Genomic DNA, 24,360 nt, shown 5'->3' with positions numbered 1-24,360 from the left:
CCCGCTTCCCATCCCCCGCGCCCCGCGCTATCCCTTTCCCATGACCCATTTGAGCGCGCTTTACCGGCAGAAAATCGACGCGGGCGAATTGAAGCCCGACCCGGCACAGGAAGCCGTCCTTCCTCATTTCGACCGCATCGCCGAAGGGCTAATGGCGCCGCCGGTGAAACGCGGCTTCTTCCGCAAGGCGGAATATGAACCGGTCCAGGGGCTTTATCTCTGGGGCGGGGTCGGGCGCGGCAAGTCGATGCTGATGGATCTGTTTGTCGACAGCCTCGGCGGTATCCCCTCACGGCGGGTGCATTTCCATGCCTTCATGCAGGAAATCCACGCCAGGATGCATCAGGCCCGCCAGGACGGTGTCGAGGACGCGCTGGCTCCGGCAGCGGCAGAGGTGGCGGAGTCCGTGCGCCTTCTGGCCTTTGACGAGATGCAGATCACTGACATTACCGATGCAATGATCGTAGGACGCTTGTTCGAGGCGCTGTTTGCCGCCGGAGTCACCGTGATCACCACCTCCAACCGGGTGCCGGATGACCTCTACAAGGACGGGCTGAACCGGCAGCTGTTCCTGCCCTTCATCGACCTGATCAAGGAGCACATGGCGGTGCATGAGATGGTCAGCAAGACCGACTACCGCCAGCACCGGCTGACTGGCGCGCCGGTCTATTTCACACCGTCAAATGCCGAATCCCGCGCCCGGATGCGGGAGATCTGGCAGGATCTCACCGGCGGCGGCGCGGCACAGCCGCTGACGCTGGAGGTGACCGGCCGCGAGGTCACCCTGCCCGCCTTCCGCAACGGCGTGGCGCGCGCCAGCTTCTATGACCTCTGCGGCAAGATGCTGGGGCCGGGCGACTATCTGGTCATTGCCGACAAGGTGAAGGTGCTGCTGCTGGAGGACATTCCCCGCCTTTCCCGCAACAACTTCAACGAGGCCAAACGGTTTGTGACCCTGATCGACGCATTGTACGAGGCCAAGGTGCGGCTGATCTGCTCCGCGGCGGCGCAGCCCGAAATGCTCTATGTCGAGGGCGAGGGCACCTTTGAATTCGAACGCACCGCCTCGCGCCTGCGCGAGATGCAGGACAAGGACTGGGGCAGCGAAACCCCATGATCGTCCGCGATACGCCCCGGCGGCGGGAAATCTTCCTGATCCTGAACGGATCGGTGGTGCCGCGCATCCTGCCCAACATCATCGGCGCCGCGCTCTGGGCGCTCCTGGTGCTGGTGCTGGACCGCTATGTCATTGCGATGCCGCAGATTTCCATCGCCGCGATGGGTGTCTTCGGCCTGTCGCTTTCGCTGTTCCTCAGCTTCCGCAACAACGCCGCCTATGACCGCTGGTGGGAGGCGCGGCGGATCTGGGGCCGCATGGTCTCAGACGTGCGCAGCCTGGCGCAGGAGCTGCGGATCTTCGCGGGCAAAGGCCCCGACGAGGACTTCATCCTGACCCGCATCCTCGCCTTTCACCATCTGCACCGCGCCCAGCTGCGCGGCGATGAGGTACGGGAGACGGTGGAGCATTGGGTCGGGCCGGAGGCAGCTGAGCAGCTGATGCAGGCGGAAAACAGCCCCAACGCCGCCCTGCGCGACATCGCCGCCCGCCTGCGCGAGATGGCAGAGGACGGCCGCATCGACGGCTTCGGCCAGCGCGCCCTGGCCGAACGCCTGGCAGCATTCCCCACCGCCCAGGCCGGGAACGAGCGGCTGCTGACAACGCCCCTGCCCTTCGTCTATTCGCTGCTGGTCTGGCGCACCACCTATCTCTACTGCCTGCTGCTGCCCTTCGCCCTCCTGGACAGCGCCGGCTGGTTCGAGCCGCTGGTCGCCGCGGTTGTGGCCTATGTGTTCTTCGGCCTGGCCGAGGTCACCCATGAGCTGGAACACCCGTTCCGCAAGCAGGCCAACTCAGTACCGCTCAGCGCCATGTGCCGGGTGATGGAAATTTCGGTCTGCAACGCTCTGGGCCGCGAGGCGCCGCCAAGGCTGGAACCCGTGGACTACGTTCTGGACTAGGGGGCGGAGGGAAGAAGGGGGCGCTGCCCCCTCGGCCTTTGGCCTCACCCCCGGGGTACTTCAAACCAGAAAGAAGCAGCAGGCCGCGCCGCGCCAGCGGCGCCGTGCCCAAGGGGATGAGATCTTCAGATCGAAACCGGGCGGGAGAGCTCCCCCGCCCCGGGGTAATTCAGCCGTTTTCGCGCAGGATATGGCCCGCCAGGTAAAGCGACCCGCAGATCAGCACCCGCGCCTGCGGATCCTTGGCGGTGATCGCCTGCAGCGCCGCCAGGGTGCTCTCCGCCGTGCCAGCCTCGATGCCCACGGATTTAGCCGCGGCCTCGGTTTCTTCGGCGCTCAGCGTGTTGATCTCATCGGGAATCGAAATCGCGGTCAGGCTTGCCACATGCGGCGCCAGCGGGGCCATGTAGCCGCTCACGTCCTTGGTGTTCAGCATGCCGCAGACCAGATGCGTCGGGCGCGCCGGCAGTTTTGCCAGCACATCCGCCAGCGCAATGCCCGCCGCGGCGTTGTGGCCGCCGTCCAGCCATAGCTCTGCCTCCGGTGCGGCCTCGATCAGCGGACCTGTTTTCAGTTTCTGCATCCGCGCGGGCCATTCGGCGTTCGCCATAGCGGCCTCGCAGGCGGCCTCATCGGCGCCCAGATGGCGCAGCGCTGCCAGTGCGGCACCGGCGTTCTGGATCTGATGCGCGCCCAAGAGCGCCGGCAGCGGCAGATCCAAGAGGCCGTTTTCGTCCTGGAACACCAGCCGGCCGCGCTCCTCCCAGACGTGCCAGTGCTGGCCATAGGCAATCAGCGGCGCGCCCAGGCGGGCGGCAGTGGCCTCGATCACTTCCATTGCCTCCTCGGGCTGCGGGCCGACCACAACCGGCACGCCGCGCTTGATGATGCCCGCCTTTTCGCCTGCGATCTTGGCCAGCGTGTTGCCCAGAAACTGCTCGTGGTCGATCGAGATCGGGGTGATTACCGAAACCTCCGGCGTGATCACGTTGGTGGCGTCCAGGCGTCCGCCCAGGCCAACCTCCAGCAGGGTATAATCCGCAGGCGTGCGCGAAAACGCCAAGAGCCCCGCCACCGTGGTGATCTCGAAATAGGTGATGTTCTCGCCGCCGTTCCTGGCATAGCACTCGTCCAGCACTTCGGTCAGATGCTGCTCCGAGATCAGCTCGCCCGCCAGCCGGATCCGCTCATGGAAGCGCGCCAGATGCGGCGAGGTATAGGCGTGCACGCTCTTGCCCATGCCCTCAAGCCCTGCCCGGATCATCGCCTGGGTGGAGCCCTTGCCGTTGGTGCCCGCCAGGTGGATCACCGGCGGCAGGTTTTCCTGCGGGTTGTCCAGTGCGGCCAGCAGCCGCCAGACCCGGTCCAGCGTCAGGTCGATGATCTTGGGGTGCAGCGCCATCATGCGGGCGAGGATCGCGTCGGAGGTCTGGGTCATCAGCCTGGGTCCTGTTCAGCCGGCTTGCCTCAAACGCAAAGGGCAGCGCCCGTCCCGGCGGGGTGGAAGCGAAGCGCCCGCCCCGTGGGGGGCGGGACGGGCGCTGCCCGGCCTTCGGCCAGGCATAGGTATTTAATCGAAGTTACTCGGCAGCTTCTTCGCTGACTGCGCCATCCGCCGGCGCGTTTGCGGCCTTGGGCGCCTCTTCCGCTTCCGGCGCGGGCAGATCGCCCGCCACCTGCGGCGGCAGGCCCATCAGCATGCGGATAATGGTGATCAGCTCTTCGCGCATTTCGGTGCGCGGGGTCACCCGGTCCAGCATGCCGTGATCCAGCAGGTACTCGGCGCGCTGGAAGCCATCGGGCAGCTTCTCGCGGATGGTCTGCTCGATCACCCGCGGGCCGGCAAAGCAAATGAGCGCGTTCGGCTCGGCGATATGCACATCGCCCAGCATCGCATAGGACGCCGTCACCCCGCCGGTGGTCGGATGGGTCAGCACCACGATATAGGGCAGCCCCGCTTCTTTCAGCATCTCCACCGCAACAGTGGTGCGCGGCATCTGCATCAGCGACAGGATGCCTTCCTGCATCCGCGCGCCGCCAGCCGCCGAGAACAGCACCAGCGGGCGGCCCAGCTTCACGGCTTCCTCAGCGGCGGCGATGATCGCGTTGCCCACATACATGCCCATCGAGCCGCCCATATAGGAGAAGTCCTGCGCGGCAGCGATGATCGGCGTGCGGCCAATCTCACCGGCGGCCACCAGCATCGCGTCTTTCTCGCCGGTCTTCTTCTGTGCCGCCTTGATCCGCTCGGGGTATTTTTTCTGATCCTTGAACTTCAAGGGATCGGCCAGTGGCTCCGGCACCGCGACCTCGGTGAACACACCGCCGTCGAACAGCGCGGTGAAACGGTCGCGCGGGGTGATGTTCATGTGATGGCCGCAGCTGGTGCAGACGTTCTGATTGTCGCTCAGCTCGCGGTGAAACAGCATGGTGCCGCATTCATCGCATTTCTGCCAAAGGTTCTCGGGCACTTCGCGGCGCGAAAAGATCGAGTTGATCTTGGGCCGGACGTAGTTGGTGATCCAGTTCATATTGCTTGCCTCTCCGGGGGCGCGGTTTGTCCCCCAGATAAGGCGCATTTGCCGCAATTGCAATCAGCGGCGTATGGCAAGCCTTGCGCAGAGCCAGCTGACACCCATCAGAAGGAAATCCACCGCCATCCATGGCCGCAGCGCCTGCACGTCCGCCAGATCAAAGGGGATCAGATAGAGCGCCAGCCCGTTCAGGCTGGTGGGCGAGCCGAACAGCAGCAGCGCCGTGACGTTGTTGAAGAAATGCACCGCCATCGCGGGTCCCAACGTGCCGGCCCGTGCCGTCAGGTCCGCCATCAGCACCCCAAATAGCCCGGCCCAGACGGTGATCACCAGCGCATTGCCCCCGGCCTCTGCCGGCAGGTAGTGGCCCAGCGCAAACAGCGCCGAGGGCACCAGCAGCCAGACCGCAGGATGACGGAACCGCGCTGCCAGCGCCTGCTGGATATAGCCGCGGAACAGGATTTCCTCCGATCCGGTCTGCACCAGCACTGCAACGATAGAAAGCGGCAGAATGCCCAGCCAGGTCCAGAACGGCAGGTTCTGGGTCATCGGCGGCCCCATGTCATAGGGCGGCAAGGCCATCAGCAGCAGGCTGAGGCCCAGCAGGTACAGGCTGACCCGTCCGAACTGATGCACCAGCGGACGCAGATGGCCGGTCACGGTGGCAAAGCCGCGCTGGTGGAACAGCCGCGCCGCCATCGCCACGCCCAGCGACAGAAAGGCAAAGCTGCCCAGCAGCACCAGCATCGCGCCCGGCGTGCTGCCATCCGCCAGCCCCTGCAGCCAATCGCCCGGAAACAGCCCGGCCAGGATCACCTGCAGCGCCGCCGTCAGGGCAAAGCTGACCGAGGCCACCAGCACCAGCCCCAGCATCAGGCGCCACAGCGCCGGCTGTTGCCGGGCAAAGCGCACCATCGCCTCATGCGCTCTGTAGCTGTGCCAGTCGTGCATAGGTCCTCCGCGCCGCATCAGGAGCCGGCGGCAATCCGGCCCACGTTATGCATTGCTGCAACGCCAAGGCAAGGCAGGCACGCCTGGTGGCGGTTCAGGCTTGCCGCCCCGCCCCCTGCTCCGTAATGATTCCTGCAAAAAACAAGACCGGCAGGACCAGCAGTGACCAGAACAAGCAACGGGAAATCCGTGCCTTTTGCCGCGCCCGGCGGAAAGGCGCCCATGCGGTGCGGTGCGGCGGCGGCGATTGTGCTCGCAGCCCTCGCTCTGGCGGGATGCAGCCCGTCCCCCCAAGGCATGCCCTTTGCCTCCCGCACCGCCAGCCAGGCGCCGCAGGCCGGGGTTCAGGTGATGTCTTTTGGCGGCGGTGATGTGCTGCTGGCCGCACCCGATGCCTATTGCTTTGACCGGCGCAGCAGCCAGCCGGACAAGGACGGCGGTTTTGCTCTCCTCGCACATTGCAGCCGGATGGGCCGCCAGAACTGGTTCGGCGCCCGCAAGTCCGCGGTGCTCACCGCCTCCATCGGCCCCGCCAAAGCAGCCGCTACCGCGCCGCAGGCGGCTGACATCGCCGCCATGTTCCCGGACGCAAAGGTGCTGGAAACCCGCGAGGATCAGCTCTTGCCGCTGGTCAAGCTGGAGTTCCCCGGCGCCGTCGCTGACAGCGCCAGCCCGGTGCACTGGCGCGGTGCATTCGTGCTGGACCGCCACCTGGTTGCGCTGGCGCTTTACGCGCCAGAGGGCAGCCAGGCGCTTGGCAGCCACGGCGCCGCGCTCCTGAACGAGATGACTCACCGCACGCTGGAGGCCTCCACCCTGCCGTCGCTGGAGACCGCGGCGGCGGCGCCGCGCCCGGCCGCCGCAGTACCCGCACCCGGCCTGCGCCCGCAGCCCCGCCCGGTGCAGATGCTGGCACAGAACACCAAAGACAACACGGAGCCGCGCAAAAAACGCAGGCTCCACCAGCGGATTGCCGGTTTATTTCAATAGGCCCGCGCGGTTACACTGCCGCCAGCCCCGCAGCGGGGCAGCACGGGCAAAGAAGACCCAATAACAGGCAAGAGAGAGCACGATGGGCAGGATCATGGACCGGTTGCTTCACCTGCGCAGCCTGCGACGCTGGCGCGCCGCGGCAGAGGAGTCCTCGCGCGCGCCGCTGTCGGAACTGCGCCGCCAGCGCAACCAGGCCCGCCAGTTGCGCACCCATCTGGACCGGCTGATCCATACCGCCGACGGCCGCCTGGCGCTGCCGCAGATCGGCTCCTCCTTCTTTCCGCGCCCGCATGGCACCGACTGGTCCTGGCGCCCGGAAATGTGGCGCGGCCCCCTGCCCGAACGCGGCCTCGCCTCGGTACCACCCAAGGCGCGGCTGGGCGATGAGGTGCAGCTGTTTCACGACTGCGCCTTCTCCGAACTGACCCTGCGCCAGCTCCGGAATACCCGCGAGGAAGACCTCGCCCCCTTCGGCCTGCGCATGGATGTGTTCAAATTCGACGGCTCCTTCCTGTCGCTGGTGATCGACCTGCCGCCGGAGGCTGTGCAGGGCATCACCCGCCAGCACCTTCTGCGCATCGACAGCATCATCGAATCCGAAAAGCCGATTGAGATCTTCGCCCGGCTCAACATCCAGCACGGCCCCAACACCGAACAGCTGGTGCGCGAGCTGCCGCAGGAGGAAAAGAACATCGTGGTGGAGTTCGACCTGGCCTATTCCAAGCTGAACGAAAAGCGGATCGAGAAGATCTGGCTCGACCTGATCTTTGAGGCGCCGGACCTGAACCAGGTGATCCTGCGCGACCTGACGTTCTCGCGCCACCGCCGCGCGGCGATCTGAGGAGCCAGCCCCATGAGGGATTTGACATGAGCGACCTGACACTGACCAAAATCCGCTTCCGCAACGGTATCTGGGAAGGCAAGATCGGCAATGCCCCGGTCAGCGGTGCCAAGCCGGACATCACCGTGATGTTTCAGGATCAACCGGTCGAAAACGTGATCCTGACGGAAGGCACGGCAGAGCGCGACTGGCTGGTGGCCGTGCCGGTGCCGCCAGAGGCTGTGGCCGACGGGGTGCAGACCTTTGTGATCTTTGATGCCGCAGACAGCACCCGGCTGGGCGATTTCACCCTGATCGCAGGGGAGGCAGTGGCCGACGACCTGCGAGCTGAAGTCGAATTGCTGCGCGCTGAGCTCGACATGCTGAAGCGCGCCTTCCGCCGCCACTGCCTGGAAACGATGTAAGGGCCTGGCCCTAAGGGTTTATTCCAGCGCCTGGAAATGCTCCGCCAGCACCTGCATCAGCTTGGCGTGCGGAATCGGACCATAGCTGCAGCGTGCCACACCGGCCTGCCGCGCGGTCTCCAGCGTGATGCCGCGCATCATCGTGTTGACTGGCAGCGAACAGCCCTCGCAGACCCGCGCAATCAGATCGGGATCGGTCAGCCCCGGCACAAAGAACCCGTTGCCGCCAGCCTCGGCATAAGCCGCCGCGCGCTCCAGCGCTTCGCCGAGCAGGACGGCGTGTTTGGCGGCATCCTTTTCCTTCAGAAACAGATCTGTACGCGCATTCACAAAGATGTCCGCATGGGCCGCCCGCACCGCAGCCACCCGCCGCGCCTGCTCCTCGATGCTGTAAAAGCCCTCGCCACCGACCACCTGATCTTCAAAGTTCAGCCCCACCGCGCCGGTCTCTGCCAGCCGTTTCACATTGGCGGTCAACTGCTCCGGTTCCCGCGCATAACCGCCCTCGAAATCAATCGTCACCGGCAGGTCGGTAGCGGCGACGATGCGCTCCGCATTGCCCAGCACAAAATCCAGCGGCACCTGTTCGCCATCCGGGAACCCCTGCGCCGCCGCCACCGGAAAGCTGCCGGTCGCCAGGGCCTTGGCGCCCGCCCCGGCAATCGCCTTGGCGCTGCCCGCATCCCAGATGTTGTAGAGCACCACCGGATCACCCGGCTGGTGCAGCGCCGCAAATGCCTTGGCGCGCTCGGAATAAGTCATGCTGAAATCCTCTGTCTGTAGCCTGTTTCAATTTCAATAAGCCGCTGCTTGCGCCACAAGCCGCCGCCATAGCCGGTCAGCGATCCATCCGCCGACAGCACCCGGTGGCAGGGCACCACCAGCGCCAACTGGTTGCTGCCGTTGGCGCGCGCCACCGCCCGCGTGGCGGAGGCCCGCCCCAGCTCGCGCGCAATCTGCGAATAGCTGCGCGTCTCCCCCGCCGGGATGGTCAGCAGATAGCGCCAGACCTCGCGCTCGAACGCGGTGCCGTGCAGCGCCAGCGGGGTCCGGAAATCCGCGCCCTCACCGGCAAAGAAGTGGCGCAGCTCCTCTGCAATCTGCGCGGTCGGTGCGGGACGGCCAAAGCCCAATCCGCCGGGCTGCGCCTTTTGCAGCTTGGCCACCTCCCGCGGCAGCGCCTTGCGGTCGGCAAATTCCAGCAGGTGCAGCTGATGGGCGCAGCTGATCGCAATCATCGCGCCCAAGGGCGTGTCAATCCAATCCGCCAGCAGCAGCGCATCCTTGCGGAACGCCCCCGGTGCAATCCCCACCAGTTTCGCGAATGCCGCGCGGAAGGCACTGGCGCTTTCAAAACCGGCATCAATCTGCGCCGCAATCACCGGCTCGCCGGCTTTCAGCGCTGTGAACCCCTCACGCAAGCGGCGCTGCCGCGCCATCTCCAGGAAGGTCATGCCGAAATGCCGCTTGAACGCGCGCCGCACAGTGGAGGCATCCAGCCCCAGCCGCAGCAGATCATCCTCGCCCCAGCGATAGGCAGGCCGCGCCTCCAGCCGCGCCAGCAGGTCCTGCACCATCGGATCATCGCCCGCGGCGGCGGCCAAGGGCTTGCAGCGCTTGCAGGCGCGGAAGCCCGCCTCGATGCACTCGCCCGGCGTGGCAAAAAACCGGCAGTTCTCATACTTCGGTTTGCGCGCCGGGCAAGTCAGCCGGCAGAAGATGCCGGTGGAAGTCACACCGACATAGGCGCGCCCTTCATAGGCGGCATCACGGTCTAGCAACGCTTGGTAAAGCGTGCGGGAATCAGGCAGGTCAAACATCATGGGCGGAGCATAGACCAGCCCGCCCCGTCAGTACGCCGGATATCGGGCGTTGATTTTCAAATCATTGCGACCCAGCCGGGCGGGCGCCTGCCCGCGGGGTGGCGCTGCAACGCTTGCGTGGGGCAGTTTATCCCAGCCGCGTCCGTACGAGTTCTCAAGGGAGCATTACCCTCTCGAAAGCGCCAGCCCGTGCGGGCGGGCAGGCGCTCGCCCGGCGGCGCTGCGCGCCTTGTTCCGGGCGGAAAAGCTCACTTCCGCCAAGGTGTTGCGTACCCACCGTACGCCCCCTTCACGCAATTCTCATTCCCCTCTGCCATACTCCCAAAAGATCGCGATCCCCCGCCATGGCTCCGCGCATGGGCCATGATACGAGGCGCAGGCATCTGTGAGGCTGCCTGCGCGACACCCCGGAGACCGGCCCTGATAAAAAAGGGGGTCGTCCAGGATATCCTGTCCGAGCAGGCCCCCGGCGGGGTCTGTCCACCTCCACCCCGGCGGCGCCGCCCCCTTAACTGGGACACAGCGCAACAACGGTACAGCACCCAAACCCCGCCAGACCCGGCGGCACAGCAAAAATGAAAAAGGCCGCCCAACCGGACGGCCCCTTCCTGATGCGTGTTTGCGCGGGCTTACTTCGGCCCCAGCGCCACCATCCCTTTCAGGATGTCGATGGCATAGGCCAGCTGGTAATCCTGCTCGCGCAGTTCCGCGGCTTTCTCGGCCTTCTCGCGTTCTTCCTCGATCTGGCGGATTTCATCCTCGGACAGGCTGTCGTTGTTCAGGCTGCCGCGCAGGTCGGCTTCCGAACGGGAACGGCGGGCGGGCGAGTCATTCTCCTCCTCAGCCGCAGCCACCCGGCGCGGCTGAGCCACCACGATGTCGGGGGACACGCCCAGCGCCTGGATCGACCGGCCCGACGGCGTGTAATAGCGCGCGGTGGTCAGGCGCATCGCACCCTCGCCCTTCAGCGGCATCACGGTCTGGACCGAGCCCTTGCCGAAGGACTTGGTGCCCACCACGATAGCGCGGCGGTGGTCCTGCAGCGCACCTGCAACGATTTCTGACGCCGAGGCCGAGCCGCCGTTGATCAGCACCACAATCGGCTTGCCCTCTGCCAGGTCGCCCGGGGTGGCGTTGAACCGCTCGCCGTCTTCCGGATCGCGGCCGCGGGTGGAGACGATCTCACCCGACTCCAGGAAGCTGTCGGCCACCTTGATCGCCTGGGTCAGCAGGCCGCCCGGATTGTTGCGCAGGTCCAGCACGATGCCGTTGACGTTCTCCATGCCGCCGGCTTCCTCGATCTGCTTCTTCAGGTTTTCCTCAAGGTTCGGCGTGGTCTGGTCGTTGAAGGTGGTGATCCGCATCACCACGGTGTCGCCCTCGGTGCGGCCGCGTACCGCAGTCAGCTTGATGGTGTCGCGGATGATCGACACGTCAAACGGCTCCGCCTCGCCCTCGCGCACAACGGTGATCACGATCTCCGATCCAACCGGTCCGCGCATCAGCTCCACCGCGTCGTCCAGCGACAGGCCCAGAACGCTTTCGCCGTCCACGTGGGTGATGAAATCGCCGGCTTCCATCCCGGCTTCATCCGCCGGGGTGCCGTCAATGGGGGAGACAACTTTGACAAAGCCCTCCTCCTGAGTGACCTCGATCCCGAGGCCGCCGAACTCGCCGCGGGTCTGCACCCGCATGCTGGCCGCATCATCCGGCGACAGATAGCTGGAATGCGGATCCAGCGACGCCAGCATGCCGCCGATCGCCGCCTCGATCAGCTCCTTCTCGTCGACTTCCTCGACATACTGCGCCCGGATGCGCTCAAAGATATCGCCGAACAGGTCCAGCTGCTCATAGACGTTAGCCTCGCGCGCGCCTTCCTGCGCCAGCAAGGGGCCTGCCACATAGGTTGTCGCTACGATCCCTGCCAGCGTACCGCCAACGGCGGCCATCGCAAATTTTTTCATCAAGCCTTCATCCACCTTTTCCAGTGCGGAACCACGTTTCGGGGTCCACCGGGCTGTTGTCCATTCTGACTTCTATATAGAGCGTTTCTGTCCGGTCAGTTCCACCCCCTTCACCGCTTGTTGACAGAATTGCGTCCGGTTTCGGGTTTTCTCCGCTCATCAATCCGACCGGTGTGCCCTCGGGGATCACCTGGCCCGCCTCGCCGAACACCTCGGCCAGGCCCGACAGCACAAACAGCGTCTCCGGCTGCGGTTCCAGAATCACCACGTTGCCCAGGTCCAGCAGCGGCCCGCGATAGCGGATGGTGGCCGCGGTGGGCGATGTGACCAGCGCCCGCGGGCGGGCGGCAATCAGCCAGCCGGGCCGGGCAATGCCCGCGGCATCGCGTTCGCCGTAACCGCGCAGCACCAGCCCCTCCACCGGCAACGGCAGCGTGCCGCGCAAACCGCTGATGTCGGCCTCGCTGGCGGAGATTTCTCCGCCGGCAATCTCGGCCAGCCCGTCGGCAAAACCCGACAGCGTCTCGGTCGAGGAGATCAGGATCGCGGTGCGCACCGGATCCTCGGTGAACCGTTTCGGCAGGGTGGTGCGGTCGGCAATGGCGGTGGACAGCTGCACCCGCGCGCTCTGCACGCCGGCCAGCCCCTCCTCCAGCGTCCTGGCCGCATTCTGCTGCAGCAGGCGCAAGGATTGCACTTCGTCCAGATCCGCCTTCAGCATCTGCGCCCGCGCCTGCAGCGCCGGCGTCACCTCTGCCAGCATCATCGCAGACCGCGCCGCGCCCAGCGGCCCGGAGGGATGCACCATCAGCACCGGCGGCGGCGAGGTTTCAATGGTCTGGATGATGCCCAGAAGGCCCGAGACCTCCTCCTGCCGCGCCGCCAATTGCGCGCTCAGCTGCCCCTCGCGCCGCGCCACCCGGCGCAGGCCGTCGCGCATCGCCGCAAGGCCGGCTTCATAGGCCTGCACGGTGGAGGTCAGCGCCTTCACCCGGTCGCGGGAACTGTCGGCCTCCTGCAGCTGGACAGAGGCCGCTTCCAGCTGTTCTGCCGCGTCGCGCGCGGCATCCGCCGGGTCCGCTGCCGCCTGCAGCGGCGCGGCCAGCAGGGCCAGCAGCATCAGGCCCGCACGCCGGATCATGACAGCAGGCTCTCCCCGGTCATCTCCGCCGGTTTCTCCAGCCCCATCAGCTCCAGAATGGTCGGTGCCAGATCGGCCAGGCGGCCATCGCGCAAAGCCGCGCCCTCCGGCCCGCCGACCAGCGCCACCGGCACCAGGTTCAGCGTGTGGGCAGTGTGGGCGCCGCCGGTTTCCGGGTCCACCATCACCTCGCAGTTGCCGTGGTCGGCGGTGACGATCATCGCACCGCCTGCCTTCTCCAGCGCCGCAACCACCTTGGCCAGCCCCTGGTCCACCGCCTCGCAGGCGCGGATCGCCGCCTTCAGATCGCCGGTGTGGCCCACCATGTCGGGGTTGGCGTAGTTGGTCACGATGAGGTCATAGCCTGCCTCGATCGCCTCGACGAATTTCTCCGTCACTTCCGGCGCCGACATCTCCGGCTGCAGATCATAGGTCGCCACGTTGGGAGACTTCGGCATGAAACGGTCTTCGCCCTCTTCCGGCTCTTCTTTGCCGCCATTGAGGAAGAACGTCACATGCGGGTATTTTTCGGTTTCGGCCAGACGGAACTGGGTCTTGCCGTGCTTGGCGACCCAGGCGCCCAGCGTGTTGACAATTGCCGCCTTCGGATAGGCGGTGGTCATGTAATCATTGTGGGCATCGGAGTATTCCACCATGCCCATCAGCGCCGCCAGTTTCGGGCGCACGCCGGTGTCGAATTCTTCAAAACCCGGCTCACCGATGGCGCGCAGGATCTCCCGCGCGCGGTCGGCGCGGAAGTTCAGGCAGAAGAACCCGTCGCCGTCCTTCACGCCGTCATAGCCTTGCAGCACGGTGGCGCCGATGAACTCATCCGTCTCCGACTGGTTATAGGCGTGGTCCACCGCGCTGTGCGCTGTCTGGCCGGGCCGGCCCTTGGCGTGGATCATCGCGTCATAGGCTTCGCTGACGCGGCCCCAGCGGTTGTCGCGGTCCATTGCAAAATAGCGCCCGGTGACGGTGGCAATCCGCACACCTTCCGGCAGTTTTTCCTCCAGCCGGCGGAAATGGCGGAAGGCCGATTTCGGCGCCACGTCACGGCCGTCGGTGATCGCATGCAGCCAGACCGGCACGCCGGCCTCATGAATGGCTTTCACCGCCGCCAGGATGTGGTTGATATGCCCATGCACGCCGCCGTCGGAGACCAGCCCCATCAGATGCGCCGCGCCGCCGCTTTCCTTCAGCTGCGCGATAAACGCCTGCAGCGCCGCGTTTTCAAAAAAGCTGCCGTCCTCGATCGCCAGGTCGATCTGGCCCAGGTCCATCGCCACCACCCGGCCCGCGCCGATGTTGGTGTGCCCCACCTCGGAGTTGCCCATCTGCCCGGTCGGCAGGCCCACATCCGGCCCATGGGTGATCAGCCTGGCGCTCGGCCCCTTGGCCATGATCGCATCAAAAGTTGGGGTCTGCGCCAGATAGGGCGCGTTTGCCTTGCCGGGTTCGCCGCTGCCCCAGCCATCAAGAATGCACAGGACAACGGGTTTGGGTGCGGTCATGGATCAGCTCCGGGGCAGGGCAAGGTTGGGCAATGTTCGCAAGCCTTCTAACGCCTTGCCGCGCCGGGGTGAACCGGCTTTCCTGCCACAGTTGGCGTTATCACGGCGCGGCACCCCGGCAATGCCGCTTCATCTTTCGTCAAATACTCAACTCCGGGCCGGCGCGGCATCCCCGCTGCCGGCGTTCTGCGGCACCAGCACCGGCACCCGCCGCGCCAGATCGCTGGCCAGCGTGTCCGCCGGGAAGTAGCGGCCCAGCACACCGGGCCGCAGCAGGTCGACGTTGCCGTCCAGAAAGGCGTCCGTGTCCGGGTAATCACGCTGCGCCATCCGCTCTGCCGTCAGGCTCAGGAACGCCAGCGTCACCGTTGCGTTGAACTTCTCCGGCACACCAGCGGCCTCGGTCAGCCGGCGCAAGCCGCGGGCATAGACCGCCATGCCCTCGAACACCTCTTGGCGGGAGAGGATTTCATAGGCCACGCCCAAGTGCGCGCGGTGGCTGAAGCCCTGCGGCTGCAAGTTGCCCGCAACCAGCTCTTCTGCCATCACGGCATAGTCGGTGCGTTCGCTCATTGCGGATCCTCCGTCAGGCTATGGCTGTCGGCGGCGGTCAGGTCCAGCCCGTAGACGGCCCGCAGCGCCTCGATCTTGCTCAGGGTTTCTTCCGAGAAGGGCGCCTTGCCTTCAAAGGCGTGCAGCGCCATGCCCTCGACCAGCTCCGCCACCGAGATATCCAGATATTCCGCCAGCGCCTTCATGGTCTTCAGCAGCCGCGCCTCCAGGCGCAAGCCGGTTTGCACACGGGTTACTGATTTCATCGCCCCCTCCTTTCAGAAGGCTGATATATGAGGAGTTCAAATAGTTATCAAGGTACCAAGGTATCAAACACCATTCCCTGCTTCATCTTTCCCCAAATACTCAATCCCCCGGCCCCCCTCCGCGCCGCCGCCCATGTCCTGCGGCGTCAGCAGATGCCGGATCAGCGCCACCGGATGCGCCCGCAAGCTCAGCCGCATGGCGACGTAATCCTCCACCACTTCCTCGCCCAGGCCCATCTGCGGCAGGTCCGCCTCCGGCTCATAAATCCCCTCACCTTCCAGCTCGCGGGCAAACAGCGGCAGGGGCTTGCGGGCGGTGATCGCCTTGGCGGCCCACAGCGCCTCGCGCCGGTTGAGGCCAAGGGCGGCAAAGGCATCCGCTTCGGCCAGCCGCTCGATTACCGGCGGCGCGATGCCGGCCTTGCGCCAGACGTCCTCCACCTCGTGATAGCCGTTGCCGCGCGCGGCGGTCAGCCAGGCGGCGTCCTCGTCCCGCAGGCCCTTCACCTGCCGGAACCCCAGCCGCAGCGCCAGGCCGCCGTGGCCGTCGGGCTCCATCACGTTGTCCCAGTAGGAGTTGTTGATACAGACCGGGCGCACCGCCACCCCGTGCTCGCGAGCATCACGGACGATCTGGGCGGGGGCGTAGAAGCCCATCGGCTGCGCATTCAGCAGCGCACAGGCAAATATCCCCGGATGGTGGCATTTGATCCAGGCCGAGGCATAGACCAGCAGCGCGAAACTGGCGGCATGACTTTCGGGAAAGCCGTAGGAACCGAAGCCCTCGATCTGGGAAAAGCAGCGTTCGGAGAACTCCGCGTCATAGCCGTTCCTGGCCATGCCGCGCAGGAACAGAGAGCGGAATTCGCTGACGTTGCCGTGTTTCTTGAAGGTCGCCAGCGACCGCCGCAGCCGGTCGGCCTGTTCCGGCGTGAAGCCGGCGCCGACGATGGCGATCTGCATCGCCTGCTCCTGAAACAGCGGCACGCCGAGGGTCTTGCCCAGCACCTCGCCCAGCGCGTCGGAGGGGAAATGCACCGGCTCCTCGCCGTTCCTGCGGCGGATATAGGGGTGCACCATGTCGCCCTGGATCGGGCCGGGGCGGACGATGGCGACCTCGATCACCAGGTCATAGAAATTGCGCGGCCGCATCCGGGGCAGGAAGTTCATCTGCGCCCGGCTCTCGACCTGGAAGACGCCGATGCTGTCGGCGCGGCACAGCATGTTGTAGACCGCCGGGTCCTCCGGCGGCAGGGTGGCCAGGCTGTAGTCCAGCTGGTGGTGCTGGCGCATCAGATCAAACGCCTTGCGGATGCAGGTGAGCATGCCCAGCGACAGCACATCGACCTTGAGGATGCCCAGCGTGTCGATGTCATCCTTGTCCCAGCAGATGACCGTCCGCCCCTCCATGGTGGCATTTTCAATGGGCACCAGTTCATCGAGCCGCCCTTGGGTGATGATGAAACCGCCCACATGCTGGCTGAGGTGGCGGGGGAAGCCGATGATCTGCTCCACCAGCTGCAGGGTCAGCTGCAGGCGGCGGCTGTTCGGGTCCAGGCCGATCTCGCGCATCCGCTCGGCCTCCACCCCCTTGGCGCTGAAAAACCCCCAGAGCTGCGAGGACATGGCGGAGATGGTGTCCTCCGTCAGGCCCATGGCGCGGCCCACCTCGCGGATGGCGCGCTTGCCGCGGTAGTGGATCACCGTGGCGCAGAGGCCCGCCCGGTGGCGGCCGTAGCGTTCATAGATCCACTGGATCACCTCCTCGCGCCGCTCGTGCTCGAAATCCACGTCGATGTCGGGCGGCTCGTCGCGGGCTTCACTGACGAAGCGCTCGAACACCATGGTGCCCAGTTCCGGGCTGACGGAGGTGACACCCAAGCAGTAGCAGACCACCGAGTTTGCCGCCGAGCCGCGCCCCTGGCAGAGAATGCCGCGGGAGCGGGCAAAGGCGACGATGTCGCGCACGGTGAGGAAATAGGGATCGTATTTCAGCTTGGCGATCAGGGCGAGTTCATGCTCCAGCAGGGCGCGCACCCGCTGCGGCGCGCCGCCGGGGTAGCGCCAGCTGAGGCCCTCCTCGGCCAGCCGCCGCAGCCGCTGGGGCGGGGTTTCGCTCTCGCGCCCCTCGTCCGGGTAGTCATAGCGCAGCTCATCCAGCGAGAAGGTCAGCTGCGCTGCCAGATGGGCGGCATTATCCACCGCGTGTTCATAACCGCGGAACAGGCGGCGCATCTCGGCCTCCGAGCGCAGGCGCTGCTCCGCGTTGGCCATGGCGGCGCGGCCCAGCTCCTCCACCTTGCAGCGCAGCCGGATGGCACTCAGCACATCGCCCAGGCGGCGGCGGCTGCCATGGTGCATTTTGGGCGCGGCGCTGGCCAAGGGGGGCAGGTTGAGATGTTCCGCCAGCTCTGCAAGCGCGGCAAAGCGGGCCCGGTCGCCGCCGTCATAGGCTGGCGTCATCAACAGGTGCATCCGCCCGGCAAAGCGGCGCGTCAGCGCGTCCATATGCGGCCCCCATCCGCCCGCGCCGCAGGGCGCATGTCCCGCCTGCGGCAGCAGCAGCAGGTGGAGGCCGTCCGCAAATTCCAGGAGGTCAGCGAGATGCAGGGTGCAGCTGCCCTTCTCTGCCCTGAGCCGCCCGGTTGAGAGCAGCCGGGTCAGGCTGCCCCAGCCCACGCGGGTCACCGGCAGCGCGATCACTTCCGGCGCGTCGGTGAAGATCAGCTTTGCGGCCGGGATCAGCCGCACGGTTTCGTAAACCGGGAAGGAGGCGGGCTGCGCAATACCTGCGGGGCGCGGCGGGCCGATGGGTGTGTGTGTGCGGTCCCAGGCCTGCCGCTCCTGCACCCTTCGCGCGATGTCGCGGCACTGTGCATGGGCGCGCACGATGCCCGCCACCGAGTTCTCATCCGCGATGGCAAAGGCGCCAAGCCCCAGTTCCAGCGCGCGCGCCGCATACTCCTCCGGATGGGAGGCGCCGGTGAGGAAGGTGAAGTTCGAGAGGCAGGCGAATTCGGCAAACATGAGGGTATGATATTCCCGTTTTGTTCTCATGTGGAGTCCTGCTGGAATGCGGTGCCGCGCCGCGCGCCTGCGCGGCGCTACGCCCAACCGCCGCAGGGCATTTTCAATGCCTGCACGGCGGGCGGGAGCACTCTCCCTGTTCCAATGCAGGATGCGCAAGATCCGGGTCGATTGCCGCCCTGCAGTTCGGGCAGGGTGCTGGCAGCAAAGGAGAAACCCGATGACCAAGATCACCGCCCTGCCCACCGATACCGTCCGCGCCCTGCAGGATGGCGGCCCTGACGCCCACGGCCAAGTGCCGGAACGCGCGGTGTCCGACGGCGGCGCCAACCCCTGCCGCCACTGCCTGACATATATCCCTGAAGGCAAGGAAATGCTGATCCTCGCCCACCGCCCCTTCCCCGAGGCACAGCCCTATGCCGAGACCGGGCCGATCTTCCTGTGCGCGGATCATTGCGAACGCCATGACGGCGTGGCGGTGCCGGAGGCTCTGGAAGGCTCTCCCGATTACCTGATCAAGGGCTACAGCGCCGATCACCGGATCGTTTACGGCACCGGCATCGTGATCCCGCAGGCGGAGATGATGGGGCGGGCCGAGGCGATTTTTGCCGATGAGCGGGTGGACTACATCCACATCCGGTCATCGCGCAACAACTGCTATCAGGCGCGGATCGACCGGGGGTGAGGGCGGAGGTCAGGGTTTCGGGCTGATAGAAAGCCCCGTCGGGTTGACGACGGCTCTGAGCCCGAAACTACCAAATGCTGCGCAAGCCAGTAACAGGAAGGAAGCGAGGAAAGCCGCCATCGGCCAAAGCAAGTTCGGAACAAAGGAGACGCCCACCAATCGTAAAAAAAGCCGGTTCGCCTCCCCTTCAACCGGCCGTTTGAACATGATGCAGTACTTTAGGAAATGAATGTATGGATAAGACCGAACCCTCACGTCTTCTGTATTAGTGGCGTCCCTTTCAGGGATAGGCGGCTGACATATCTCAAGTGCCAATTGTTGGACTGTGTGGCCTACCGTTTCATACACACAGCCTGGTAAGGTTAGCCATTGTCGCCCAAAAGCAGCTTTATTTCAAATGAGTACCTGTGCGGCCACTAACCACTTTGCCTGGGTTCATGACACTGAGAGGGTCAAAGGCATGCTTCAATGCGTTCATGAATTGCCGTTTGACCGGGTCTCCATAGATTTGATCAAGTGGCAGCTTGTCCTGCCCGAGGCCATACTCTGCGCTGAACGACCCATCGAGCTTGGCAACAAGATCATAGACGCAAGGAGAAACCTCAGCACTCACCTCTTCGAGGAAGGTAGGAGCTTTGACACCCTCGGGGGCAAGGACATTGAAGTGTACGTTACCATCTCCCACATGCCCATAAACTGAGAGGCGGGCTCCTTGCCCGTATCGATCGACAAGTTCGGTACCAAGTTCAATGAACCTGGCCATATCGGAGATGCGGACGGATACATCATGCTTCACCGAGCCGCCGCTGAGCACCTCCCCTTCGGGGATGTGTTCACGCAGGTTCCAGAAATCCTGTCTTTGCTGCTCGCTTGCCGCAATCACGCCATCCAGGATCATCTCTTCAGACATCCCTTCCTCAAAGAAGGCTTCAATGGCCTGGTCCATCGCCAGAACAGGAGAGGACGTTGCGGCTTCGATGAGAACATAGTGCTTGGACGGGGTTTGAACCGGCCGCCGCAACTCAGGCTTGCCAGCGAAGAGCAGGTCGAGGGAAGCTCCAGAGATGTATTCGAACGACGTGACTGCTTCGCCAGAGTACTGCTGGGCCTTTGCCAAGAGCGGCATCAAATCACTGATACCGCTGATCGCCAGAAAGGCTGTGACCCGATTGACAGGGGGAAGGAACAAACGCAGTGAAGCGCCCGTCACAATGCCCAGCGAGCCTTCCGCGCCGATCAGAAGCTGATGCAGGGCGTAGCCCCGGTTGTCCTTCCTCAACGGGGACAGGTTGCTGAGTACCTGGCCATCCGGCAGCACAACCTCGAGGCCCAAAACCAAATCCCGGGTAATCCCATACCGAACGGCAGAAACCCCTCCGGCATTGGTGGAAATGTTCCCGCCGATTTGGCATGACTGCTGAGAGCCCAGCGACAGGGGGAACATCAGGTTCTCCTGTTCTGCCGCTTCGTGGATCTCAGATAGAATGCACCCCGCATCCACGGTGACTGAAAGATTGTCGGTATCCACCTCCCGAATCGTCTTCATGCGCTGCAAGCTGATCAACAGCTGTTGGCCGCTTTCGTCAGGAGTAGCGCCACCGCAGTAACCGGTGTTGCCCCCAACCGGGACAAGGGCAACTTTGTGCTTGTTGCAAAGCTTGACGATTGAGGAGACCTCCTCGGTCGAGCGGGGCCGCAACAGTGCTGGGCTTTCGCCCCTGTACTTCTTCCGGAAATCAGTTGTGTATCCGTCGATAATGTCCTTATCGCTCACTACGATTTCTGCCGGCAACGCTGCCAGGACTTGCTCATATGGTGTCATCACGCGCCCTCTTGTGTTCGACTGGCATGCTAAGGCGCGCGCGCTTCATGAAATTTCGTTTTCCTGTCCGGATTAGGCATTCTGTGCCGCATTGCCTGCATTTTAGACCATCAAACTGCGTGCCGTCTTCAGGATCAGTGAAAGCTCCTTAAGCCAAGGCCTCTAAACTTCGCTGTGAAAAGGCAGCCCACTTAGGTCAGACTTACTGTTCAAACAATACAAGCTCAGGAATCGCCAAACCAGCAGCGGACGGCGAAGTGCCACAGATTGCACTGCGGAAGCTGGTTGAACCCACAGTTTCTGCCGTTTCACTTCAGCCTTCAGCATAATCATCAACAGCCCGGATCCTACTCTGATTGGACCAAAGAGGAGGAGGGGAACCTTTGGCGATGCTGGAAGCACCACAGTTTTCTGACCTTACAAAATCAGAGGATTGGCTCGCGGTGGCAACGGCTGGCTGGCCCGCAATCCGCTGCTGACATTGTTCACACTGCTGACGCTCTCACAGCAGGGCACGACGAAGCCGCGACCGGGAACACCCTCGACCACGACAACCTTCGGTCATGAGGAGAGATACTGAAGATGAAAACATTCCTGAAATATCTGGCAGCAGGTTCTGTTGCGCTGCAACTCGCTACACCCGCTTTTGCAGCCGACATGCGGCTGAAGTTCGCCGGGGTATTCCCGGTCGATCACCAGGGTTCCAAAATGATGGAACAGGTCAAAGCAGACATCGAGGCTGCGGATGTGGGCCTGAAAATATCCGTATTCCCGGCCAACCAGCTTGGGTCTGGTGAAGCACTGCTCGAAGATGTCGCCCGCGGGAACATCGATTTTGCCGCAGCCTTCCTCTATGCAGACACAGACCCGCGTCTTGAAATCCTGTCCATGCCGTTTCTGGTGAGCGATTGGGATGAAATGAACTCGGTCATGCGCGACCTCGATTCCGAGTTCAACACCATCATTCAGGAAACCCTTTCCGACCACGGTGTGCGCCTGCTCGGCCAGAACCCTGAAGGCTTTGTCGGCATCGTGGCCACTGAAGAGCCGGCGAACTGGAACAACTTCGACGCCAAGAACATGAACATTCGTGTTTGGTCTTCGAATGTGGTGAAGTCTATGGTCGAGACCCTCGGCTATCAGGCGACCACCATGTCCTGGGGGGACATCTTCCCTGCAATTCAGTCGGGCATCGTTGATGGCGCAATCTGCTGCACAAAGACTGCAACCTACTCGATCTTTGCGAAGAGCGACGTCGGCACCCATTTCGTCCAGTACAATTCGATCCCGGAAAATACCTCCTACTACGTTTCGGAAAAGACCTGGGAAAAGCTGAACGAAGCGCAGCGTGAAGCCGTGCAGGCCGCGTTCACCAAGGCATCGGACGACTTCTTCGCCTACAACCGCGAGAACGATGCCGTGTTCGAACAGAAGCTGGTCGACAGCGGCTACACCATTCTCAAACTTTCGCCGGAGGAGCAGCAAGCAATGGCCGGCAAGGTGCGCGCTGAAATCTGGCCCATGCTTGAAGACAGCGTCGGCAAGGCAAACATCGAACGCCTTTTGTCCAGCCTGAAGTAAACAACAAACAACGCAACAAGGGCCGGCCGCGAGGCCGGCCCAAATGTATGCACATACAGCAGGGTGAACTCTATGGCGCACATAGCCGAGATATTACCAAAGGGTATCGCATCACCCCTTCAGGGTTCCCTGAGAGTGATGCGCTGGTTCGTGATCTTCAGCGGGCTGCTGATGTCGGTCACGTTCTTTCTGGTTGTCATCATCAGGTATGGCTTCAATGGCGACTTGTTCGCCTATGAAGAATGGCTGCTGACAGCCTGTTTCTGGGGGTTCTTCGCCGGCGCCGCACTGGCGTCAGAGCGTGGCCACCACATCAATGCTGATATTCTCGGGATCATCATCACGAGCCCGAAACTGCGATGGTGGCGGCGACTGGTTGTTCTAACCATCGAATTTCTCATAACCGCAGCCATTTTGTATTGGGGGTATCTGATGCTGGCGGAAGAGCTGGCGAAATACCCGATCTGGAAAACCACTCCAGCGCTGAAAATCCCCTACTTCGCCTGGCGGCTGTCGATCTTCCTGGGCTTCTTTTTCATGACCGTTTTTTCGGGGGCATTTCTCTATGCCCACATCACAGGCAAAGAAGTTGAGCTTGGGGACGACGCTGACACGAAGGAAATGAACAACGAAGAGGAGGCGGGCCAATGATCATTGCAGGCAGTCTGGTTATTATCTGCGGCATGCTGCTCTTGGGGGTCAGTGTCTACGTGGCATTCGGTGCCGTTTTGCTATTCCTTGCGGCAATGGGCGGACACGAGGTGTCTGGTTATCTCCCATCAGGGTCGACGAAGCTGCGTTCCCTGGTGCTGCTGGCCATCCCTCTCTTCATGATTGCCGGGACAATCATGGAACGCGGAAGGATTGCGGCCCCGCTTGTCAGCCTTGCGGAGCTGTTCATTGGACATCTAAAGGGTGGGTTGAGCGCGGCAACAGTTCTGGCCTGCGGGATTTTCGGGTCAATCTCCGGTGCCGCCAACGCGACGCTGACATGTATCGGCAGCATCATGATGCCGCATCTTCGGCGCGCGAACTATCCTGAAGGTCAATCGGCTGCACTGATCGTATGCGCCAGCCCCCTGGGCCTTCTGATCCCGCCCAGCGGAAACCACATTCTGTATGGCTGGGTCGCGCAGCAATCAGTGCTCAAGTGCTTTTTGTCGACCGTTGTTCCTGCGCTCATCCTGATAACCCTGCTGATTATCGTGAACCAGTTCATGTTGCGCAAACATGATGACATCGAACTGTTGGAACGCCCGCAAGAGTTTGGCATGGCCTTTCGCCAAAAGGCCACTCTGGCTTTTCCGGCTTTGCTGATGCCCCTCATCATTCTGGGCGGCATCTACGGCGGTATCATGACACCGACTGAGGCTGCCGGCGTAGCCGTTGTATATGCCATCCCCGTGGCAATCTATGTCTACCGCGGCCTGACTTGGCGTACTCTGGTTGAGGCTCTGACGGATTCAGGCGTAATCATCGGCGTTGTTATGGTGATGATCTTTATGGTGCTGATTGTCAGTAAATTCCTGATCTTCGAAGATATCCCGAACATCGCCAAAGATCTGGTCTACTCGGTGTCTGACAATCCGATTGTTATCCTGCTGATGGTCAACCTGGTCATGATCCTTATCGGCATGCTTATGGATGATATCAGCGGTCTTCTGCTGTCGACGCCGATCCTGCTGCCGATCGTGCAAGGTGTTGGAATGGACCCAATCCACTTTGCTGCGGTGCTGGGGGTCAATCTCGGAATGGCAAACATTACTCCTCCTACTGCCCCCTTGTTGTACCTCGGAGCGAAGATCACCAAGACGCCAGTTTCCAGCATGCTGCTCCCGACGCTGATTTTCATCATCTTCGCGTGGCTTCCTACTCTGGCACTGACAACATTTATTCCGGAGATCGCCCTTTGGCTGCCAGAACTGCTTCTGGGGTGATCCCCGAATTCGGCTCCTGAACGTCAGGCTCCGAGTTTTGAAGAAAGTACGGGCCGCACCTCCACAGGTGCGGCCTGTTTGTCTTCTCCGCCTTTCGACTCTTCCATTAGCGGCAGCGAATCCCGGAAATGAGCCTTTGAGTTCAGAAGTGTTCCAAAGAGGCCTTGGTGGAGAGCTCCCGCAGATTTTGCTTCCAACCACCATGGTTGCAGCACAAGATTCCGCCAAAGGAGAGTGTAACGAAATTCACTCTCTCAAGGCATGCGCAGCTGGCATATCGGGGATGATGAATTGAATGTTTATTAA

At 63.5% G+C, this 24,360-nt stretch carries 21 protein-coding genes; 9 read left to right on the top strand and 12 right to left on the bottom strand.

Annotated elements, in window-relative coordinates; translation table 11 throughout:
* The first annotated feature begins 40 nt into the window (after positions 1–40).
* Both zapE and RA24_RS08865 read left to right on the top strand, forming a co-directional pair.
* Positions 41–1,117, top strand: a complete 1,077-nt coding sequence (zapE, locus tag RA24_RS08870) for a cell division protein ZapE (RefSeq protein WP_029204644.1) — start codon at positions 41–43, stop codon at positions 1,115–1,117.
* Positions 1,114–2,019, top strand: a complete 906-nt coding sequence (locus RA24_RS08865) for a bestrophin family protein (RefSeq protein WP_039146953.1) — start codon at positions 1,114–1,116, stop codon at positions 2,017–2,019. Before zapE ends, RA24_RS08865 begins: the two co-directional genes overlap by 4 nt.
* A gap of 169 nt (positions 2,020–2,188) precedes the next feature.
* On the opposite strand, the gene RA24_RS08860 is transcribed toward RA24_RS08865, so the two are convergent.
* From RA24_RS08860 to RA24_RS08850, 3 genes are all read right to left on the bottom strand, one after another.
* Positions 2,189–3,457 (bottom strand): bifunctional folylpolyglutamate synthase/dihydrofolate synthase, encoded by a 1,269-nt coding sequence (locus RA24_RS08860; RefSeq protein WP_039191074.1) that lies wholly within the window; start codon positions 3,455–3,457, stop codon positions 2,189–2,191.
* A gap of 142 nt (positions 3,458–3,599) precedes the next feature.
* The gene (gene accD, locus RA24_RS08855) at positions 3,600–4,550 is read right to left on the bottom strand and encodes an acetyl-CoA carboxylase, carboxyltransferase subunit beta (RefSeq protein ID WP_019294978.1); all 951 of its coding nucleotides are present in this window, start codon (positions 4,548–4,550) and stop codon (positions 3,600–3,602) included.
* 63 nt (positions 4,551–4,613) lie between these two features.
* On the bottom strand, positions 4,614–5,504 hold the full coding sequence (locus RA24_RS08850) for a CPBP family intramembrane glutamic endopeptidase (protein WP_019294979.1): 891 nt from the start codon (positions 5,502–5,504) through the stop codon (positions 4,614–4,616).
* 297 nt (positions 5,505–5,801) lie between these two features.
* Between RA24_RS08850 and RA24_RS08845 the strand changes: the two genes are divergently transcribed.
* The 3 genes from RA24_RS08845 (at position 5,802) to RA24_RS08835 (ending at position 7,742) form a co-directional block, all read left to right on the top strand.
* Entirely contained in the window at positions 5,802–6,494 is a 693-nt protein-coding gene (locus RA24_RS08845; RefSeq protein WP_241480923.1) for a hypothetical protein, read from the top strand.
* 82 nt (positions 6,495–6,576) lie between these two features.
* Positions 6,577–7,338 carry a DUF6478 family protein gene (locus tag RA24_RS08840; RefSeq protein ID WP_019294981.1) on the top strand — a complete coding sequence of 254 codons (762 nt, stop codon included), beginning with the start codon at positions 6,577–6,579 and terminating at the stop codon, positions 7,336–7,338.
* A 26-nt stretch (positions 7,339–7,364) separates the two neighbouring features.
* Positions 7,365–7,742 carry a hypothetical protein gene (locus tag RA24_RS08835; RefSeq protein ID WP_019294982.1) on the top strand — a complete coding sequence of 126 codons (378 nt, stop codon included), beginning with the start codon at positions 7,365–7,367 and terminating at the stop codon, positions 7,740–7,742.
* A gap of 18 nt (positions 7,743–7,760) precedes the next feature.
* Here the strand turns inward: RA24_RS08835 and RA24_RS08830 are convergent, their stop codons facing one another.
* From RA24_RS08830 to RA24_RS08795, 8 genes are all read right to left on the bottom strand, one after another.
* A complete protein-coding gene (locus RA24_RS08830) occupies positions 7,761–8,504 on the bottom strand; it encodes an isocitrate lyase/PEP mutase family protein (RefSeq protein WP_039191070.1) in 744 nt (247 codons plus the stop codon).
* On the bottom strand, positions 8,501–9,565 hold the full coding sequence (locus tag RA24_RS08825) for a bifunctional transcriptional activator/DNA repair enzyme AdaA (protein ID WP_039191068.1): 1,065 nt from the start codon (positions 9,563–9,565) through the stop codon (positions 8,501–8,503). Before RA24_RS08825 ends, RA24_RS08830 begins: the two co-directional genes overlap by 4 nt.
* 629 nt (positions 9,566–10,194) lie before the next feature.
* Positions 10,195–11,529: a S41 family peptidase gene (locus RA24_RS08820; RefSeq protein WP_029204693.1), complete on the bottom strand. Its 1,335-nt coding sequence runs from the start codon at positions 11,527–11,529 to the stop codon at positions 10,195–10,197.
* 7 nt (positions 11,530–11,536) lie between these two features.
* Positions 11,537–12,670 carry a murein hydrolase activator EnvC family protein gene (locus RA24_RS08815; protein WP_039191066.1) on the bottom strand — a complete coding sequence of 378 codons (1,134 nt, stop codon included), beginning with the start codon at positions 12,668–12,670 and terminating at the stop codon, positions 11,537–11,539.
* On the bottom strand, positions 12,667–14,184 hold the full coding sequence (gpmI, locus tag RA24_RS08810) for a 2,3-bisphosphoglycerate-independent phosphoglycerate mutase (RefSeq protein ID WP_039191063.1): 1,518 nt from the start codon (positions 14,182–14,184) through the stop codon (positions 12,667–12,669). Before gpmI ends, RA24_RS08815 begins: the two co-directional genes overlap by 4 nt.
* A 147-nt stretch (positions 14,185–14,331) precedes the next feature.
* On the bottom strand, positions 14,332–14,757 hold the full coding sequence (locus RA24_RS22230) for a hypothetical protein (RefSeq protein ID WP_039191062.1): 426 nt from the start codon (positions 14,755–14,757) through the stop codon (positions 14,332–14,334).
* Positions 14,754–15,002: a hypothetical protein gene (locus tag RA24_RS08800; protein WP_019294989.1), complete on the bottom strand. Its 249-nt coding sequence runs from the start codon at positions 15,000–15,002 to the stop codon at positions 14,754–14,756. The genes RA24_RS22230 and RA24_RS08800 overlap by 4 nt, the downstream gene beginning before the upstream one ends.
* Positions 15,003–15,065: 63 nt before the next feature.
* Positions 15,066–18,029, bottom strand: coding sequence for an error-prone DNA polymerase (locus RA24_RS08795; protein WP_052269564.1), 2,964 nt, complete (start codon positions 18,027–18,029; stop codon positions 15,066–15,068).
* Positions 18,030–18,249: 220 nt separating this feature from the next.
* On the opposite strand from RA24_RS08795, the gene RA24_RS08790 reads away from it, so the two are divergent.
* Positions 18,250–18,714 (top strand): DUF1203 domain-containing protein, encoded by a 465-nt coding sequence (locus tag RA24_RS08790; RefSeq protein ID WP_039191060.1) that lies wholly within the window; start codon positions 18,250–18,252, stop codon positions 18,712–18,714.
* Between the two features lie 388 nt (positions 18,715–19,102).
* Here RA24_RS08790 and RA24_RS08785 read toward each other — a convergent pair whose 3' ends face one another.
* On the bottom strand, positions 19,103–20,536 hold the full coding sequence (locus RA24_RS08785) for an FAD-binding oxidoreductase (protein ID WP_039191058.1): 1,434 nt from the start codon (positions 20,534–20,536) through the stop codon (positions 19,103–19,105).
* A 582-nt stretch (positions 20,537–21,118) separates the two neighbouring features.
* Between RA24_RS08785 and dctP the strand changes: the two genes are divergently transcribed.
* The 3 genes from dctP (at position 21,119) to RA24_RS08770 (ending at position 24,054) form a co-directional block, all read left to right on the top strand.
* Complete coding sequence (dctP, locus tag RA24_RS08780; RefSeq protein ID WP_039191056.1) at positions 21,119–22,117, top strand: TRAP transporter substrate-binding protein DctP; 999 nt, start codon at positions 21,119–21,121, stop codon at positions 22,115–22,117.
* Positions 22,118–22,255: 138 nt separating this feature from the next.
* The gene (locus tag RA24_RS08775) at positions 22,256–22,768 is read left to right on the top strand and encodes a TRAP transporter small permease (protein ID WP_241480922.1); all 513 of its coding nucleotides are present in this window, start codon (positions 22,256–22,258) and stop codon (positions 22,766–22,768) included.
* Positions 22,765–24,054 carry a TRAP transporter large permease gene (locus tag RA24_RS08770; RefSeq protein ID WP_039191053.1) on the top strand — a complete coding sequence of 430 codons (1,290 nt, stop codon included), beginning with the start codon at positions 22,765–22,767 and terminating at the stop codon, positions 24,052–24,054. Before RA24_RS08775 ends, RA24_RS08770 begins: the two co-directional genes overlap by 4 nt.
* The last annotated feature ends 306 nt before the right edge of the window (positions 24,055–24,360 follow it).

The organism is Leisingera sp. ANG-M6 (genome assembly GCF_000813905.1).
Taxonomy (GTDB): Bacteria; Pseudomonadota; Alphaproteobacteria; order Rhodobacterales; family Rhodobacteraceae; genus Leisingera.
This window is presented reverse-complemented; position numbering and strand designations above follow the sequence as displayed.